At 70.2% G+C, this 17873-nt stretch carries 13 protein-coding genes; 10 read left to right on the top strand and 3 right to left on the bottom strand.

What is annotated here, in order from left to right:
- Positions 1-73 precede the first annotated feature (73 nt).
- Together ACGFY9_RS28815 and ACGFY9_RS28810 are read left to right on the top strand one after the other, a co-directional pair.
- Positions 74-823 carry an IclR family transcriptional regulator gene (locus tag ACGFY9_RS28815; protein ID WP_393759060.1) on the top strand — a complete coding sequence of 250 codons (750 nt, stop codon included), beginning with the start codon at positions 74-76 and terminating at the stop codon, positions 821-823.
- Between the two features lie 59 nt (positions 824-882).
- Entirely contained in the window at positions 883-2439 is a 1557-nt protein-coding gene (locus ACGFY9_RS28810; protein WP_393758873.1) for a hypothetical protein, read from the top strand.
- A gap of 69 nt (positions 2440-2508) precedes the next feature.
- Here the strand turns inward: ACGFY9_RS28810 and ACGFY9_RS28805 are convergent, their stop codons facing one another.
- Complete coding sequence (locus ACGFY9_RS28805; RefSeq protein ID WP_393758871.1) at positions 2509-3534, bottom strand: Lrp/AsnC family transcriptional regulator; 1026 nt, start codon at positions 3532-3534, stop codon at positions 2509-2511.
- A 115-nt stretch (positions 3535-3649) separates the two neighbouring features.
- Here ACGFY9_RS28805 and ACGFY9_RS28800 point away from each other — a divergent pair, with 115 nt between their 5' ends.
- The 4 genes from ACGFY9_RS28800 (at position 3650) to ACGFY9_RS28785 (ending at position 9070) form a co-directional block, all read left to right on the top strand.
- Positions 3650-5209 carry an AbgT family transporter gene (locus tag ACGFY9_RS28800; RefSeq protein WP_393758869.1) on the top strand — a complete coding sequence of 520 codons (1560 nt, stop codon included), beginning with the start codon at positions 3650-3652 and terminating at the stop codon, positions 5207-5209.
- A 48-nt stretch (positions 5210-5257) separates the two neighbouring features.
- A complete protein-coding gene (locus ACGFY9_RS28795) occupies positions 5258-6442 on the top strand; it encodes a M20 family metallopeptidase (RefSeq protein WP_393758867.1) in 1185 nt (394 codons plus the stop codon).
- Between the two features lie 95 nt (positions 6443-6537).
- Entirely contained in the window at positions 6538-7278 is a 741-nt protein-coding gene (locus tag ACGFY9_RS28790) for a hypothetical protein (protein ID WP_393758865.1), read from the top strand.
- 136 nt (positions 7279-7414) lie between these two features.
- Positions 7415-9070 carry a carboxylesterase/lipase family protein gene (locus ACGFY9_RS28785; protein WP_393758863.1) on the top strand — a complete coding sequence of 552 codons (1656 nt, stop codon included), beginning with the start codon at positions 7415-7417 and terminating at the stop codon, positions 9068-9070.
- 12 nt (positions 9071-9082) lie between these two features.
- Here ACGFY9_RS28785 and ACGFY9_RS28780 read toward each other — a convergent pair whose 3' ends face one another.
- On the bottom strand, positions 9083-10306 hold the full coding sequence (locus ACGFY9_RS28780) for a chitinase (protein ID WP_393758861.1): 1224 nt from the start codon (positions 10304-10306) through the stop codon (positions 9083-9085).
- A gap of 235 nt (positions 10307-10541) precedes the next feature.
- Between ACGFY9_RS28780 and ACGFY9_RS28775 the strand changes: the two genes are divergently transcribed.
- From ACGFY9_RS28775 to ACGFY9_RS28760, 4 genes are all read left to right on the top strand, one after another.
- Positions 10542-13916, top strand: a complete 3375-nt coding sequence (locus tag ACGFY9_RS28775; RefSeq protein WP_393758859.1) for a pyruvate carboxylase — start codon at positions 10542-10544, stop codon at positions 13914-13916.
- 102 nt (positions 13917-14018) lie between these two features.
- Positions 14019-14618 (top strand): isochorismatase family protein, encoded by a 600-nt coding sequence (locus ACGFY9_RS28770; RefSeq protein ID WP_393758857.1) that lies wholly within the window; start codon positions 14019-14021, stop codon positions 14616-14618.
- Positions 14619-14628: 10 nt separating this feature from the next.
- A complete protein-coding gene (locus ACGFY9_RS28765) occupies positions 14629-15537 on the top strand; it encodes a GlxA family transcriptional regulator (protein WP_393758855.1) in 909 nt (302 codons plus the stop codon).
- Positions 15538-15627: 90 nt separating this feature from the next.
- Positions 15628-16242, top strand: coding sequence for a DinB family protein (locus tag ACGFY9_RS28760; protein ID WP_393758853.1), 615 nt, complete (start codon positions 15628-15630; stop codon positions 16240-16242).
- Between the two features lie 3 nt (positions 16243-16245).
- On the opposite strand, the gene ACGFY9_RS28755 is transcribed toward ACGFY9_RS28760, so the two are convergent.
- Positions 16246-17733 carry a UxaA family hydrolase gene (locus ACGFY9_RS28755; protein ID WP_393758851.1) on the bottom strand — a complete coding sequence of 496 codons (1488 nt, stop codon included), beginning with the start codon at positions 17731-17733 and terminating at the stop codon, positions 16246-16248.
- Positions 17734-17873 lie beyond the last annotated feature (140 nt).

Here is a 17873-nt window from a genome sequence, read left to right as displayed (position 1 = left end):
CCCATCGGTATAGACAGCATCCCTGCGAAGGGACAATGTTTGTTCCGTGACACGGAACAACGCGAGCGGCAGCATGCTGGAGAAAGCCGCGCTCATCCTGGACTGCTTCAGTCCGAGCGGCGGACCGTACCGCCTGTCGGAACTTTCGGAGCACACCGGACTGCCCAAGCCCACGGTCCACCGGCTGGCCGCCGACCTCGTCCGGCTGGGCTGGCTGGAGCGCTCGGGCCCCCGCTACCTGCTCGGCGCGAAGCTGTTCGAGCTGGGCTCGCTGGTGCCGCACCGGCGCGATCTGCGCGAGACGGCCCTGCCCTTCCTCCAGGACCTCTTCGAGGCCACCCGCGAGACCATCCACCTCGGCGTCCGCGACGGCATGGAGGTGGTCTACCTCGAACGCATCCACGGCCACGAGGCCCTGCGGCTCCCGTCCCGCATCGGCGGCAGCCTGCCGCTGACCTGTACGGCCGTCGGCAAGGCCCTACTCGCCTTCTCCGGCGCCGAGTTGACCGAGGAGGTGCTGTCCCGCCCGCTGCCGAGCCTCACCCCGCACTCGATCACCGACCCGGCCCGGCTGCGCATGACCCTGGAGAAGATCCAGGTCTCCGGCCTCTCCTACGAGGAACAGGAGGCCGCGTTGGAGGTGAGCTGCATCGCGGCCCCGGTGTTCGCCGGCGACACCGCGGTCGCCGCCCTCTCGGTCGCCGTACCCCGCACCCGCTTCCGGCCCGCCCAACTCGCCCCGGCCGTACGGACGGCGGCGCTCGGACTCTCCCGCGTGCTGCGCGGTGGAGGGACCACGAGGACCCCACTGTCCTGGCGGTGAACCCGACCGTACACTGACAAGTCACGGCAACGGGGGCATTGTTGAGCGGGGGGAGAATCATGTCCGGGGATCAGTACGGGTCTGTCCAGGGGTTCGTCGTGCCACCGATGCCGTCGTCTCCACCCCCCGGCCCGCCGGACCGACTCAGATCCGTCGCGGTCGGCCTCCTCAACCTCAGTGGTCTCGGGCTCGGTTACGCGCTGATGCGCCGCTGGCTGCTCATGGCCGTGTGCTGGGTCGCGACCGTCGTGCTGCTGCTGGTGGCCCTGCCCGCCGACCCGGACGGCGTCCCGGGCGCCGCCGTCACCCTGTATGTCGTGTTCCTCGTACTCGCCGCCGTCCACGGCGCGTTGGTGGGCCTGCGCACCCGCCTCGCCTGGCCCTCGCCCACACCGGTCGCGGTCGTGCTCGGCCTGGTCCTGCTCGCCGTACCCGCCGGGGGAGTCGTCCTCTACGGCAACGCCCGCGACGAGGCGACCCAGCAGATGCTCCTCGACCGGCTGGAGACGGCCGACCAACTCGTCGCGGACTCGGGGAGGTTGCCGTTCTCGGCGGCCGAACCCCACTACCGGCAGTCGCTGGTCGCCTACGACGACCTCAGCACCGCCCACTCCGGTTCACGGGCCGCCAAGCGCGTGCCCGACCGGCTGAAGACGTTCTACACGACGGTCGCCGGCGCCTACGCGCAGAAGAACTACTGTGACGCGATACCCCAGTTGAAGTATCTGCGGACCGTCCCCGGCACCATCGCCAAGAAGGAACTGGGCACGCTCACCACCTGGCCGGACGACCGGCTGGCCACCTCCCTGTACGAGTGCGGCTCCACCGGTCTTGCCGCCCAACGCGCGGACTGGTCGACGAACTTCGGCGATCTGCTGGCCACGTTCCCGCAGTCGTCCCAGGCGGGTCAGGTCGAGCCCGCCGTCAAGTCGGCCGTCGCCACGGGGGTGAAGGGCGTCACCGGCAGCCAACCCTGCACGGCCGTGCAGGAGTTGGAGAGCCTCTCCAGCCAGATCGGGAGCCTGCAAGGCGGCCAGGCGGGTGTGGCCGACGCGTTGAGCGCGGACGCGCAACAGGCGAGCACCCACGCCGACTCCGGTGCCTATCAGTGCGGCGTCTTCCAGTACAAGGACGGCGACTTCGACTCGGCGCTCACCACGATGAACGACTTCGTGAAGAACAACACGCACGACAAGAACCGGGCCCGGGCCAAGAAGATCGCGATCGCCGCCGAGGTGGCGAAGACGGTTCCGGCCGCCGGCAAGAATCTGCCCACGACCGCGTCCGGCGGCAGCATCTCCGTCACGGTCAAGAACGACAGCCCGGACGACATCACGGTCCTGTACACCGGGCCGGTGACCGGCAGCTTCACGCTGAAGGGCTGCGGGAGCTGCACGTCGTACTCCCTCACCACGACCCTGCTCAAGGGGTTCAAGCCGTGCAGCTCCGGCAAGAACTACCCGCAGAAGACGATCAGTCTGCCGACCGGGACGACGTACTTCGTGCACCGGCCTGACAGTTCCACCGCGACGCCGGCCTCGGACACGGCGAAGCTCAGGTCGGGCTACATCTACACGGAGTGCGCGTACAGCACGGGAGCCTTCGGCACCGGCTGACCGTACGGGGCTTGCGAGTTGAGGCGGCGGGCGCGCCGGCACTTCGGTGCCGGGGCGCCCGCCTCCTGCTCACAGCAGTGTGGGTGCGTGGAACGTGCCGAGGCCGGTGGTGAGGTCGCGGTCCAGCCAGTAGCGGCGGGGTTCGGCGAGCATCACGGCGACGCTGACGCCCAAGAGGCCAGGGATCGTTGCCAGTTCGTCGTCGACGAAGAGCGCCAGCGCGGCGCGGTCGGTGACCAGGCCGGTGGCGAGCACGGACATGTCGCTGGCGACGTGCGCGGCGAGCCGGGTCTGGGGCAACCGGTCGATGCGGCGCATGACGTCGGGGGTCGCACCCGGCGCCACCCGCAGCCGGAGGATGAACGCGGTCTGGAAGCCCAGCCACTCCGACACGACCTCCAGCCGCGGCTTGACCCAGCCCTCGTCCAGGACCCGGCGGACCACCCGGTGCGCGGTGGAGGTGGCGAGGTCGGCGGTGCGGGCGATGCTCGCGGCGGACGCGCGGCCGTCCCGGAGCAGCTGGGCCCCGACACCGCGCTCGGCCTCGCTGAGCGGCTTCGCCGGGGGTGTCGCGGTCGCCGTGCCCTCGGGACGGGAGCCGGTCAGCTTCAGCAGGTCGGCGCGCTCGGTGTCGGCGAGGAACTGCGGGTCCCAGGTGATGCCCCGACGCAGCGTGCTGAGTGCGGGCAGGGCGTTGACGCGCCGGACACCGGGCACGGAGAACATCCGGTCGATCGCCTCGCTGGTCGCCGCCTCGGACGGGGCGTGCACGACGGCGTAGAGCGGGTAGTCGCCCGAGATCTGCGCCAGCAACTGGAGATGGGGCAGGTCACGGAGCCGGTGCAGGACCGCGAGGGGGCTCTCGCCGGTGATGTCCAGGAAGACGTGGACGGGCATCGCCGTGGAGTGGACGCCCCAGTCGGCCTGCCCGATCACGCGCACCATGCGTGCCTCGTGCAAGCGGTCGTAACGGCGTTTGAGCGTACTGGCGTCGGCGGCCAGGATCTCGCCGATGTCGTCCCAGGTGGCCCGGGGCGCCAGGTGCAGCGCGCCGATGAGGCGCCGGTCGAGCTCGTCGAGGAGAGGACGGGTCATAGGGCCTCACTCTAAGGTGCTGTTTAATCCCACTGTTACTTCTAAGATATAGAGAATCTCTCACCTGGATGCCATTGTTCGCAGGAACATCCCCCCATTGCGCCAAGAGGTACCGATGAGTGTCACCTCCGCTCAACCTCAGCCCCCGTCCACCGAGCCCCGGTCGAGAGTCCTGCGGACCGCCTTCCGGGGCCTGACGGCGATCGAGAAGGTCGGCAACAAACTCCCCAACCCCTTCTGGCTCTTCTGGATCCTCGCGGGGATCGTCGCCGTCCTCAGCGCCGTCCTGGCGGCGACCGGCCTCAGCGCCGTGCACCCCGGCACGCACGAGACCATCAAGGTGCAGAACCTGCTCAGCAAGGACGGCCTCACCCTGGCCGTCGAGGGAGCCGTCGACAACTACGCGGCCTTCCCGCCACTGGCCACCATTCTCACCGTGATGTTCGGCATCGCCGTCGCCGAGAAGAGCGGACTGTTCTCCGCCCTGCTGCGCCGCATGGTCGCGCGCGTCCCGGGCAAGTACCTCACCTTCGCCCTGTCGATGACGGCCATGGTCAGCCATGTCGCCGGCGACGCCGCCTACGTCACCCTCATCCCGCTCGGCGCCCTGGTCTTCCGCGCGGCCGGCCGCAGCCCCGTCCTCGGCTGTGTCGTCGCCTACGTCTCGATCGCCGCGGGGTACGACGCCTCCCCGTCGCTCACCACCACCGACGTCCTGCTGTCCGGGATCTCCACAGCCGCCGCCCACACCATCGACGCGCACTACGTCGTCACCCCGGTCGCCAACTACTTCTTCGGCCTCGGCTCGTCCGTCCTGGTCGCGCTGGTGATCACCCTCGTCGTCGACAAGGTCCTCGCCCGCCGCTCCGACCTGGAACCCGACGAGCCGGTCGCCGCGCTGGGCGCCGAAGAGCTGGCCGAGATCGAGGTCACCGACCAGCAGCGGCGCGCCCTGCGCACGACCGGACTGGTCGCCGTCGGCTTCCTCGCGTTCCTCGCAGCGGCCATGATCCCCTCGTCCTCACCCCTGCGCGGCGAGGGCGGCGGCATCGTCAACTCCCCGCTGATCGGCGGCATGGCACTCGTCCTCGGCGTGTTCTTCGCGGTGCTCGGCACCGTCTACGGCCGGATGACCGGCACGTTCACCGCGGCCCGCGACAGCATCGGCGCGATGGTGGACGGCACCCGCTCGATGGCGCCGATCCTCGTCCTGTTCTTCGCGATCGCCCAGTTCCTCGCCTACTTCAAGTGGACGAACATCGGCAACATCCTTGCCATCAAGGGCGCCGAGACCCTGCGCGACCTGCACCTGCACGGCTGGACCGTGCTCGTCGGCATCGCCGTACTGATCACCTTCATGAACCTCGTCATCACCAGCGGCTCCGCCCTGTGGGCCCTGGCCGCACCGGTTCTCGTCCCCATGCTGATGCTCATCGGCATCGAGCCCGAGACCACCCAGGCCGTCTACCGCGTCGCCGACTCGGTCACCAACTGCGTCACCCCGATGAGCCCCTACTTCGTCATGGCCCTGGGCTTCATCCAGCAGTACCGCAAGTCCGCCGGAATCGGCACCCTCGCCTCCTTCACGATCCCGATCGCCGCCGTCGTGTGGGTCGTCTGGGTCGCGTTCTTCGTGGCCTGGTACCTGCTGGGCATCCCGCTCGGCATCAGCTGACCACCTCCCGAGCGACCCCGTCCGTCCGGCCGTACGAGAAAGCAGATCATGACCGCATCACCCGCACCCGCCCCCCTTACCACCCGCGCCCAGGACGTCACGTCGCAGATCGTCGAGGACATCCTGACCCTCGTCCGCCACGAGACCGGCATCTACGACCTTCCCGGCCTCGCGAGCGGCCTGGACCTGCTGCGCGGGCTGACCGTCCAGCGGCTCGGCCTGCCCGACCGCGAGGAGCGTCACCCCGGGGGCGAGTGCGGTGACACCCTCACCCTGACCTACGGCGGCACCGGCGCCGGGCATGTCGCGCTCGTCGGGCACTACGACACCGTATGGCCGACCGGGACCCTCGCCGGATGGGAGCAGCCGGCGGTGGGCGAGGACGGGCGGGAGAGGCTCAGCGGGCCCGGCATCTTCGACATGAAGACCGGTCTCGCACAAGGGATCTGGGCGCTGAAGCTGGCCCGGGAGGGCGGTGTGCCGCTGCCCACCGTCACCTTTCTCTTCAACGGTGACGAGGAGATCGGCTCCCTGTCCTCGCGGCCGGTGATCGAGGAGGTCGCGCAGAAGGCCGACGTCACGCTGGTCCTTGAGCCGAGTGCCCACGGCGCGGTGAAGACCGCCCGCAAGGGCACCGGGATCTTCCACGTCACCGCCGCCGGTGTCGAATCGCACGCCGGGCTGGCGCCGCAGGACGGGGCGAGTGCGATCACCGCGCTGTCCGAGTTCGTGGTCGCCGCCGCGAAGGTCGCCGCGCCCGACAAGGGCACGACGATCAACACCGGTCTGATCAAGGGCGGTTCGGCCATCAACGTCGTCGCCGGGCAGGCCACCGCCGGGGTCGACATCCGGGTCAGCAGCGCGGCCGAGCAGGCCCGGGTGGACGAGGAGTTGGACGCCATCAGGGTGAGTGACCCGCGCGTCCGCATCGACATCGACCACGCCTGGAACCGGCCCCCGATGACCCTCAACGCGGCCTCAGCCCCGCTGCTCGACCTCGCCCGGGAGGTCGCCCGTGACCAGGGCCGCGACCATCTGCCCGACACCGCCGTCGGCGGGGCCAGCGACGCCAACTTCGTCGCCGCGCTCGGGCTGCCGGTGCTGTGCGGCATGGGCGCGGTCGGCGACGGGGCGCATGCCCAGGGCGAGTTCATCTACCCGGACACCGTGCCCGCGCAGACCGCCCTGGTGGCCGGACTGCTGGGACGGCTGGCGGAACCCCTGCGGGGCTGAGCCGCACCGCACACCCGTCATCGGCCGGAACATCCGCGGGCGTCCAGGGTGGGGCGCGTCGTCCGATCGCCCCCTGACCGGCGACAATCGGTGCCATGACGGACGGTACGGACGGTAGGGGCGACTCCGAGAGCCGCTTGGCCAGGATCGAGCGGCTGCTGGAGAACGGCGGGCGCGATGTGGTGCCCGCGTGGCGCCGGGTGACGCGCGGCGAGACACGGTGGGCGGTGTCCGCCGTGATCCTGGTGGCGTTCGCCCTGCAACTGATGCTGCCGCACCGGCTCGCCTTCCAGCCGTACTGGCTGCTGCCGGCCCTCGAAATCGCGCTGATGGTCGGCCTGTTCGTCGCCAATCCCCGGCGGATCGAGCCCGGCACACGGTGGTTGCGCTGGCCGAGCCTGGTCCTGACGGGCGTGATCAGCCTGGCCAACAGCTGGTCGGCGGCCCGGCTGGTGGTGGGCCTGGTCAGGGGCACCGAGGGGCTGGGCGCCGGGCCGCTGCTGCTGACCGGCGGCGCCATCTGGCTGACGAACGTCATCGTGTTCGCCCTCTGGTACTGGGAGTGGGACCGCGGCGGACCGATGGCGCGGGTCATGGGGCACCACCAGTACGCCGACTTCCTCTTCGTCCAGATGCAGAGCCCGGAGACCGCGCCGCCGGATTGGGAACCGGTGTTCCTGGACTACCTGTACCTGTCCTTCACCAACTCCACCGCCTTCAGCCCGACCGACGTGATGCCGCTCTCCCGCTGGGCCAAGATGCTGATGATGGGCCAGTCCACGGTCTCCGTGTCGATCGTCGTCCTCGTCGTCGCGCGGGCGGTCAACATCCTCTGACAGCAGGGGAGTTGAACTGTCGAACAGCTGTCGAAACTGTCGAGTCTGTGAGTCCGGGCGTTCCGCTTGCCGCGCTCCGGCGGCCGCCCGAGCATGGTGCGACTCGCCCGTCCCCCCCACTCGACAGGGAGCTCCTGTGCGCTCGCGAGACCTCAACCGCCGTGGCTTTCTCGCCGGTACCGCCGCCACCGTGCTGGCGACCGGCCTCGATTCCGGTGTCGCGTCGGCCGCCGACCGGCGCACCAGCCGGAGCGCCGACGACCCCGTGACCACGGAGTCCGGCCAAGTCACCGGCGTCCAGGGCGGATTGAAAGGCATCGTCGCCTACAAGGGCATCCCGTACGCGGACACCACCGCCGGCGCCAACCGCTGGCGCCCGCCCCAGCCGGCCCCGTCCTGGGAAGGGATCCGCAAGGCGAACGCGTGGGGCCCGGCCTGCCCCCAGCCCGTCACGGGCATCCCGAGCGACCAGGTGCCAGACCTGAGCGAGGACTGCCTCAACCTCGACATCTGGACCGGCGCGGCCACTTCGGGCGACAGCAGACCGGTCCTCGTCTGGCTCCCCGGCGGCCGTGACACCGCGATCTGGACCGGACAGGAGATCTACAACGGCACCCTGCTGGCCAACAAGGGCGTCGTCTTCGTCAGCGTCAACCACCGCGTCGGCCCCTTCGCCGACCTCGCCCACCCCGACCTGAGCGCCGAGTCCGGGCACGCCGCCTCCGGCAACTGGGGTGCCCTGGACGCCGTAGCGGCGCTGGAGTGGGTGTCCCGGAACATCGCCGCGTTCGGCGGCGACCCGGACCGGGTGACGCTCGCCGGCTGGCAGAACGGCGCGAACCTCGTCAACGTCCTGATGGCCTCGCGGGCGGCCCGGGGTCTGTTCCACCGGGCCCTGCTGCCGTCCGGCGTGCACTACACCAAGGACCCCGCGCTCGGTCAATCGCCGTACGGCTACCGCACGTTGGCAGCCGCCGAGACCAACGGCACTGCCTTCGCTGCCTACTTGGACTGCTCGGCCCTCGCCGATCTGCGCGCGCTGTCCGCCGACGAGATCGTGGCGCGGACCTACGCCGACGGAGCACCGGCAGACGCCACCGGCTTCGGCGATGTACTCGACGGATACGTCCTACCGAGCACATACACGGAGGCCATGGAGGCGAGCAGGGAGATCGACGTACCGGTCCTCACCGGCAACTGCCGGGACGGGAAGGCCGCTTCACCCACGCTGACCCAATACCAGGCCTACGCCGATTCGCAGTTCGGGCCGGTCGGCCTCACCGATACGTTCCTCGACCTGTACCCGGCGACCACCGACGCGGAGGCCGCCACGCAGTACAACGCCTACGCGCGGGACGAGGAACGCGTCTCGACCTTCCTGTGGGGCGGCCAGTTCGAGGACACCGCGGGCAATCGTGGTCCCGTACACACGTACTTCTGGACCCGGGTCCCGCCGGGCCACGACGCCACCAACCCTGTTGTCGGAACCGGCAGTTCGGGCGCCTTCGACGGGGCCGACGTCTACTACCTGCTGGGCTTCATCTACAACACCGACCGCCCGTGGGCGTCGCGCGACTACGACATCGCCGACACCGCCGCCTCGTACGTGGCGAACTTCGCGGCCACGGGCGACCCGAACGGCGGCAGTCTCTCCAGCTGGCCGGCCCTGGACACCGGCACCTGGCAGACGATGGAGCTCGGTGACCACTTCGCCACGCTCCCGGCAGCGGACAGCGACGCCAAGTACGCCTTTCTCAAGGCCTACTTGACGTCGCAGCCCGTGTCCTACTGATCCCGCCGGAGATCAGCAGGAGCCCTCGTCCTGCCACGGGCCCCACTGGGAGGCACCGGGCACCTCGTTCTGGGTCCACCACTTGGCCACCCAGTTGTGGTTGCCGTACGACACCTCGTTGCCCTGCGTGTAGACGGCCGTGGAACTCCACGCCGTCTTGCACGTGCCGGGGGTGGGCGTCGGAGTCGGGGTCGGCGTGGGTGTCGAGGTCGGCGGGGTCACGCCCGCGAACTGCACCGAGTACTTGGCGAAGTCCCAGGCGTTCTGCGCCACGCTGGAGCAAGTCCCGGACGTCGTACCGCCGTTGTCGACCGGAGTGCACTGGCGGTCGCGGTTGAGGGACCAGAACGTGAAGCGGTCCATGTTGTGGCTGGTGGCGTAGTTCAGGACGGTCTGGAAGTCCGCCTGGGTGAAGTACTCGCCGGTGTCGCTGCGGCCGTTCATCCCCGAGAAGCCCTCGTGGGCGTACGCGGTCGCCTGGTCCCAGCCGAACGTGGACTGGAGGATCGAGTTGAAGTTGGTGAGTGCGCTGGTCTGGGAGGCCGCGCCGTTGAAGCCGCCGTCGAAGGGCATGATGGAGAAGTTGTTCGGCGTGAAGCCCTGCGACTTCGCCTCCAGCAGCATCTGCTTTCCGAACCAGCCGGTGCCGTCCGCCGTACCGGCCGTGGTGACGGAGACGTACAGGCCCGAGTTGTTCTGCTGGAGGATCTTGGCCGCGCCGATCTCGTTGTGGATGGCCGCGGTGTTCTCGTACTCCGGCTCCTCCAGGTCGAAGTCGATCGCGTGCAGGCCGTACTTGGTGATCACCTGCTGGTAGGCCGCCGCGGTCGAGGCCGGGTCGGAGCAGGCCTGGCCGAGCTTCGTGCCGCCGTAGCCGCCGATGGAGACGGAGACGTCGCCGCCCTTGGCGCGGATCGTGTTGATCACCGACTGGACGGCGGTGTCCGAGGAGACCGGTGAGGTTCCGCCCCAGGTGGGGGAGCAGCCGCCGCCGTTCGGGGCGAGGACGAAGGCGAGCTGGAAGGCCTTGAGGCCGGTGGCGTCCATGATGGCGCCCGCGTCCGGCGGGTTGTTGTCCGTCGGCATCAGATAGGGGGCCGCGGCGTACCAGCGGTTGCTGAGCGCGGTGGCCGCGTCGGTGGCGCCCTGGGCGTTGGTCGCGACCAGCGCGGTCGTGCCCGCGGCGGCGGTCGTCACGGCGGCCGCCGCGACCAGACATGCACGAAGACGTGTCACGTTGTGCCTCCGGTGGGAGTGGGGGAGGCGCCCAGCTTCTGGTGCTGTCGCGGCCACGTCAATGGATTGGACTGGACCAAAGCTCACTTTGGACTAGACCATACGATTTCTTTACCGTCGGCTCGTCGGAGCGCACCACGCGACACGTTTGCGACTAGTGTCCCGGCTCACATGGCGTTACAGGGGCGGCGCCGACACCATGGTGCACGTCATCGGCAGGCTGAAGGGATCGGGAATGTTCCGCAAGGTGCTGGTCGCCAACCGTGGAGAGATCGCGATCAGGGCGTTCCGCGCCGGCTATGAGCTGGGCGCGCGAACGGTCGCGGTCTTCCCCCACGAGGACCGCAATTCGCTGCACCGGCTCAAGGCCGACGAGGCCTACGAGATCGGTCAGCCCGGGCATCCGGTCCGCGCCTATCTCTCCGTCGAGGAGATCGTCCGCGCGGCCCAGCGCGCGGGAGCGGACGCGGTCTATCCGGGCTACGGATTCCTCTCCGAGAACCCCGAACTCGCCCGCGCCTGCGAGGAGGCGGGCATCACCTTCGTCGGTCCCAGTGCCCAGATCCTGGAGATGACCGGCAACAAGGCCACGGCGATCGCCGCCGCCCGCGCGGCCGGTGTACCGGTGCTCGGCTCCTCGGCGCCCTCCACCGACGTCGACGAACTGGTCCGCGCCGCCGAGGACATCGGCTTCCCCGTGTTCGTGAAGGCCGTGGCCGGCGGTGGCGGACGCGGTATGCGCCGCGTCGAGGACCCGGCCACCCTGCGCGAGTCGATCGAGGCGGCGGCCCGCGAGGCCATGTCGGCGTTCGGCGACGCCACCGTGTTCCTGGAGAAGGCCGTCGTCGACCCCCGGCACATCGAGGTGCAGATCCTCGCCGACGGCGAGGGCAACGTCATCCACCTCTTCGAGCGCGACTGCTCGCTGCAGCGCCGCCACCAGAAGGTCGTCGAGCTGGCTCCCGCGCCCAACCTCGACCCCGCCCTGCGCGACCGGATCTGTGCGGACGCCGTCCGCTTCGCCCGCGAGATCGGTTACCGCAACGCGGGCACCGTCGAGTTCCTCCTCGACCCGGCCGGCAACCACGTCTTCATCGAGATGAACCCGCGCATCCAGGTCGAGCACACGGTCACCGAGGAGGTCACCGACGTCGACCTCGTCCAGTCGCAGTTGCGGATCGCCTCGGGGGAGACCCTCACCGACCTCGGCCTCTCGCAGGAGACGGTCACCCTGCACGGCGCCGCCCTCCAGTGCCGTATCACCACCGAGGACCCCGCCAACGGCTTCCGCCCCGACACCGGCCGCATCAGCGCCTACCGCTCGCCCGGCGGCTCCGGCATCCGGCTCGACGGTGGAACCACCCACGCCGGTACGGAGATCAGCGCCCACTTCGACTCGATGCTGGTCAAACTCACCTGCCGGGGCCGGGACTTCACCACCGCCGTCAACCGCGCCCGGCGCGCCGTCGCCGAGTTCCGCATCCGCGGCGTGGCCACCAACATCCCGTTCCTCCAGGCGGTGCTGGACGACCCGGACTTCCAGGCCGGGCGGATCACCACGTCGTTCATCGAGCAACGCCCGCAGCTGCTGACGGCCCGTCAATCGGCCGACCGCGGAACCAAGTTGCTGACCTACCTGGCCGACGTCACGGTCAACAAGCCGCACGGTGAACGTCCCGACCTGATCGACCCGACCACCAAGCTGCCGCCGGTCCCGAGCACCGAACCCCCGGCCGGTTCACGGCAGTTGCTCGCCGAACTCGGCCCCGAGGGCTTCGCCCGCCATCTGCGCGAGTCGCCCACGATCGGCGTCACCGACACCACCTTCCGTGACGCCCACCAGTCTCTCCTCGCGACCCGCGTCCGCACCAAGGACCTCCTCGCGGTGGCCCCGGTCGTCGCCCACACCGTGCCCCAACTGCTCTCGCTGGAGTGCTGGGGCGGCGCCACCTACGACGTAGCGCTGCGCTTCCTCGCCGAGGACCCCTGGGACCGGCTGGCCGCACTGCGCGAGGCCGTCCCCAACATCTGCCTCCAGATGCTGCTGCGCGGTCGCAACACCGTCGGCTACACGCCGTATCCGACCCAGGTCACCGACGCCTTCGTCCAGGAGGCCGCCGCCACCGGCATCGACATCTTCCGCATTTTCGACGCGCTGAACGACGTAGGCCAGATGCGCCCCGCCATCGACGCCGTACGCGCCACCGGAACGTCGATCGCCGAGGTGGCCCTCTGCTACACCTCGGACCTGTCCGACCCGGGCGAGCGCCTCTACACGCTCGATTACTACCTCCGCCTCGCCGAACAGATAGTTGAGGCGGGCGCCCACGTCCTCGCGGTGAAGGACATGGCGGGCCTGCTGCGAGCACCCGCCGCCGCGACGCTCGTATCCGCGCTGCGCCGGGAGTTCGGCCTGCCGGTACACCTGCACACCCACGACACGGCGGGCGGCCAACTCGCCACCTACCTCGCCGCGATCCAAGCGGGCGCGGACGCCGTCGACGGCGCGGTCGCCTCCATGGCGGGCACCACCTCGCAGCCGTCCCTCTCCGCGATCGTCGCCGCGACCGACTACTCCGACCGCCCCACCGGCCTCGACCTCCAGGCCATCGGCGACCTGGAGCCGTACTGGGAGAGCGTCCGCAAGATCTACGCCCCCTTCGAGGCGGGCCTCGCCTCACCCACCGGCCGCGTCTACCACCACGAGATCCCCGGCGGCCAGCTTTCCAACCTGCGCACCCAGGCCATCGCGCTCGGCCTCGGCGACCGTTTCGAGGACATCGAGGCGATGTACGCCGCCGCCGACCGCATCCTCGGCCACCTGGTGAAGGTCACCCCGTCGTCGAAGGTCGTCGGCGACCTCGCCCTGCACCTGGTCGGCGCCGGAGTGAGCCCCGCCGACTTCGAGGCGTCCCCCGACCGCTACGACATCCCGGACTCCGTGATCGGCTTCCTGCGGGGCGAGTTGGGCACTCCGCCCGGCGGCTGGCCCGAACCGTTCCGCACCAAGGCACTCCAGGGCCGCGCAGCCCCCAAGCCCGTCCAGGAACTGAGCCCCGAGGACCGCACGGCCCTCGACAAGGACCGCCGCGCCACCCTCAACCGCCTGCTGTTCCCCGGCCCGACCCGCGAGTTCGAGACCCACCGCCAGACCTACGGCGACACCAGCGTCCTGGACAGCAAGGACTTCTTCTACGGCATCCGGCCCGGCAAGGAGTACACGGTCGACCTGGAGCCCGGCGTCCGTCTCCTGATCGAGCTGGAGGCCGTGGGCGAGGCCGACGAACGCGGGCTGCGCACGGTGATGTCCGCGCTGAACGGCCAACTCCGGCCGATCCAGGTCCGTGACACCGCAGCCGCGTCCGACATCCCCGTCACCGAGAAGGCCGACCGCGCCAACCAGGGTCATGTCGCGGCGCCGTTCGCGGGCGTGGTCACCCTCGCGGTCGAGGAGGGCGACGAGGTGGAGGCCGGGGTCACCGTCGCCACGATCGAGGCCATGAAGATGGAGGCGGCGATCACCGCGCCCAAGTCCGGCCGGGTCGCCCGCCTCGCCATCAACCGCATCCAGCAGGTGGAGGGCGGCGACCTGCTCGTCGAACTGAGGTAGACGGTACGGCGGCAGGCCGCTCAACCCCGGTGACCGGATCGGTCCGGTCCCGGACCCGATGCGGCCTGTCGCCACCCCGCCCGCACGGCGCAGTCTTGGGACATGACCCGAGCACTGATCGTCATCGATGTCCAGGAATCCTTCCGAGCCCGCCCGCTGTGGGAGACCATCTCCGACCCGAAGATCGCCGAACAGGCGAACCGTCTGGTCCAGCTCGCCCGCCGGGCCGGTGACCTCGTGGTGTGGGTCCTGCACTCCGAGCCCGGCAGCGGCGGCGTATTCGACCCGGCCCTCGGCCACGTCCGCCTCATGGACGAACTGGAGCGCGCGGAGGGCGAACCACTCCTCCTCAAGACGTCGCACAACGCCTTCACCACCACCAACCTGCAGCAACTCCTCACCGAGCACGGCGTCCGCGAGCTCACCGTCTGCGGCATCCGCACCGAGCAGTGCGTCGAGACGACCACCCGGGTCGCGAGCGACTTCGGCTACCAGGTCACCTTCGTCACCGACGCGACCGCCACGAACCCCATCCCGCACCGCGACGCCCCCGCCGACCAGACCGTCGCCGAACTCCTCGCCGACCCCCGCACCCTCCCCACCGACGAGATCATCCGCCGCACCGAGTACGCCCTCGCCGGCCGCTTCGCCACCATCGCGACGGTCGACGAACTGGAAGCCGCCGCAGCACATCAGGCATGATGACCGGATCGTGAGCAACGTCGTCTTCTTCCTGGTACCCGGAGTCCACCTGCTGGACCTGGCAGGCCCCGCGCAGGTCTTCTCCACGGCGGCCGACTTCGGGCACCCGTACACGCTCTCCTACGTCGCCGAGCAGCCCCAGGTCACCAGCGCCCAGGGGCTGCCGCTGGCGGCCGGACTCGACTGGCCAGAGCTGGGCCCCGAGGACCTGATCGTGGTGCCGGGGTGGCGTGCCGTCACCCTGGCCGCCGCACCCTCCATCGGTGCTACGGCTCTGCGCGTCCTCCGGGACCACCACGCCCAGGGCGGGACGGTGGCCAGTGTCTGCGCCGGCGCCGACGCGCTCGGCCGGGCCGGACTCCTCGACGGCCGCCACTGCACCACCCACCACGACGTCCAGGACGAACTCGCCCTGCGCCACCCGAAGGCGGCGGTCGTCCGCGACGTCCTGTTCACCACCGACGACCGGATCATCACCTCGGCCGGCATCGCCAGTGGCATCGACCTCGCCCTGCACATCGTCGCCACCCGGCACGGCCCCGCCGTAGCCGCGCAGATCGCCCGGGACATGGTCGTCTACGCCCGCCGCAACGGCCACGAGCCGCAGACCAGCGCGATGCTCCGGCACCGCTCCCACCTCGACGACACGGTGCACCGGGCCCAGGACCTCATCGACACGCGATTCGGCGAGGCGCTTCCGCTGCCCGCCCTCGCCTCGGCGGTCGGCGTCAGCGAGCGCACCCTGACCCGCCTCTTCAGCCGGGCCACCGGACTCACCCCGCTGCGGTACCAGCAGACCCTGCGCCTCGAACGCGCCGAGCACCTCATCAGCCACGGCGCCACGATCGACGCCGCCGCCCGCACGGTCGGCTTCGAGGACGCGCGGATGCTGCGCCGACTGCGTGCGCGCACCTCGTAATGGAGGGGCGGCGGGGCAGGCGCGCTGTTAGGTTGCCGGGTCGGCAGACCGCCGTACCGCAGCCCGACCGGCTTGCCACAGGAGTGCCCCGTGATCCCACCCCGTCTGGTTCCGCTGCTCGACCAGTTCGACTTCGCGTGCGAACGTCTCTCCAGCCGTATGACGGGACCCGTCATGGACAGCGGCGACGGCACGGACACCCGGGTCGGGCCCATGACCGACGCGGAGTATCTCTGGGAGCCGGTGCCGGACTGCTGGTCGGTGCGACGGCGGACGGACGGTCCGGGAGTACGGGCAACTACCCTTACGGGACAGGGCGATTGGGGGCGGGACGTCGCCGCCTACCCGCACCCCTGGCCGCCGCCCTTCACCACCATCGCGTGGCGGCTGAGCCATCTCACCGAGCTGCTGACCCTCCGCGCCGACCACACGGCCGGCAGCCGTACGTTGACCCGCGACGACTTCTCCGTCAGCGGCGATGCCGTCGGTGCGGTCGATGCCTTCGACGCCGGTGCGGGTGCCTGGCGGAAGGCGCTGGTGAGTGCCGACGAGGCCGCGCTCGACACCGTGGGGTACTGCACCTACCCGCACGGCAGCGACGCGGAGGAGCCGTTCATCGACATCGTGTGGTGGGTCAACCAGGAAGTGCTGCACCACGGGGCCGAGATCGCGATGCTGCGTGACCTGTACCGAGAGCGTGGTTGACCGTCACAGGACCGCTCCCATGCGCCAGGGGACGATCTCCTCCGTCCCGAACCCGAGCGCCTCGGACTTGCTCCCGGTACCGGAGGCCATGTCAACGAGGGCCTCGAACAAGGCCGTGCCGTACGTGAGTTGATCGGTGTGGCTCATCGCGGGCCCGGCGTCGAAGTCGATGTCGCCGCGCATCCGCTCGTACAGCCCGCTGGTGGTGCTGATCTTCAGGCAGGGGACGGGACGGGAGCCGAACAGCGAGCCGCGTCCGGTCGTGAAGGCGAGCAGGTTGGCGCCGCCGGCGACCATGCCGGTGGCCGACACCGGGTCGTAGCCGGGGGTGTCCATGAAGGTGAGGCCCGGCGCGGTGACCGGCTCCGCGTATCCGACGACGTCGTTCAGCGGGCTGGTCCCGGACTTGAGTACGGCGCCGAGGGACTTCTCCCAGATGGTCGTGATGCCGCCGGCCCGGTTTCCGCGCGACGGGTTGTTGTCGAGGGTCGCGCCGTTGGCGTCCGTGTACTCCTGCCACCAGGCGATGAGTTGGTCGATGCGGGCCGCCGTTTCCGGGGTCGATGCCCTGTCTCGTAGGAGGTGGTGGGCGCCGTAGATCTCCGGGGTCTCCCCGAGGATGACCTTGCCGCCGGCCGCGACGAGCAGGTCGGCCGCCACGCCCAGCGTGGGGTTGGCGGTGAGTCCGGAGTAGGCGTCGCTGCCGCCGCATTGGAGGCCGAGGGTGAGTTCGGCGAGCGGGATCGGTACGCGGTGTGTCCGGGTGATGCGCGAGACCAGGTCCGCGATGCGGTCGAGCGCCGTGTTCAACGTGGCTGCGGTGCCTCCGAGTTGCTGGATGGCGAGGGTCTCGACACCCAGACCTGTGCTCTCACTCTCGCCGAGAAGATTCTCCGGCTGGTTCACCTCGCAGCCGAGGCTGATCAGGAGGGCGCCCGCGACGTTGGCGTGGCCGAGGTAACCGCGAAGTGTGCGTCGTAGGATCGCGTCCCCGGGAGTGCCCTCCGCCATTCCACAGCCGAGGTCGTGCGGGAGCGCGATGACGCCGTCGAGGCCCGGTGTTCCCTTGTGGCGCTCGTCGGCACGGAGGGCGATCATCCGGGCCACCGTGGCGGAGCAGTTCACGGTCGGGACCACGACGATGTAGTTCCGGGTGGCCGCGCGTCCGTCGGCCCTGCGGTAGCCGAGGAAGCGGTCGCGAGTGGGGGAGACGGCGGTCGGTCGCGTGCGCGTCGGCGACGGGCTCGCGGTCGGCTCCTCCCACCGGCCGATTCCGAGGTTGTGCACGTGGACGTGCCCGCCCGCCGGGATGTCGGACAGGGCCACGCCGATGACCTCGCCGTACTTGCGGACCGGTGCGCCCTTGGGGATGGCGTGCAACGCGACCTTGTGTCCGGCGGCGATGTCCTCGACGGCCGGTGTCGTGCCGTCGGCGAGTTCGAGGAGCGTTCCGCGCGGCACATCGCCGAGGAGCAGCCCTATGTCGTCCACGCCGGGACGAGGCACCAGCGGCCTGACGTCGGCCGCAGGTCCCGGATCCGGTCGTTCCACTGAGTCACGACGTTCACGGTTCACACGATCGACCGTAGGACGCCAACACCGCGCAGGGGAAAGACGGTTATCGATGGTCC

It is taken from the genome of Streptomyces sp. NPDC048504 (assembly GCF_043200035.1).
In the GTDB taxonomy this organism is placed as follows: domain Bacteria; phylum Actinomycetota; class Actinomycetes; order Streptomycetales; family Streptomycetaceae; genus Streptomyces.
This window is presented reverse-complemented; position numbering and strand designations above follow the sequence as displayed.

Excerpts from the sequence above, each read along its gene's own strand:
- ACGFY9_RS28775 (WP_393758859.1), top strand. The coding sequence starts at position 10,542 with ATGTTCCGCAAGGTGCTGGTCGCCAACCGTGGAGAGATCGCGATCAGG.
- ACGFY9_RS28770 (WP_393758857.1), top strand. The coding sequence starts at position 14,019 with ATGACCCGAGCACTGATCGTCATCGATGTCCAGGAATCCTTCCGAGCC.
- ACGFY9_RS28795 (WP_393758867.1), top strand. The coding sequence starts at position 5,258 with ATGACCGCATCACCCGCACCCGCCCCCCTTACCACCCGCGCCCAGGAC.
- ACGFY9_RS28800 (WP_393758869.1), top strand. The coding sequence starts at position 3,650 with ATGAGTGTCACCTCCGCTCAACCTCAGCCCCCGTCCACCGAGCCCCGG.
- ACGFY9_RS28805 (WP_393758871.1), bottom strand. The coding sequence starts at position 3,534 with ATGACCCGTCCTCTCCTCGACGAGCTCGACCGGCGCCTCATCGGCGCG.
- ACGFY9_RS28810 (WP_393758873.1), top strand. The coding sequence starts at position 883 with ATGTCCGGGGATCAGTACGGGTCTGTCCAGGGGTTCGTCGTGCCACCG.
- ACGFY9_RS28790 (WP_393758865.1), top strand. The coding sequence starts at position 6,538 with ATGACGGACGGTACGGACGGTAGGGGCGACTCCGAGAGCCGCTTGGCC.
- ACGFY9_RS28815 (WP_393759060.1), top strand. The coding sequence starts at position 74 with ATGCTGGAGAAAGCCGCGCTCATCCTGGACTGCTTCAGTCCGAGCGGC.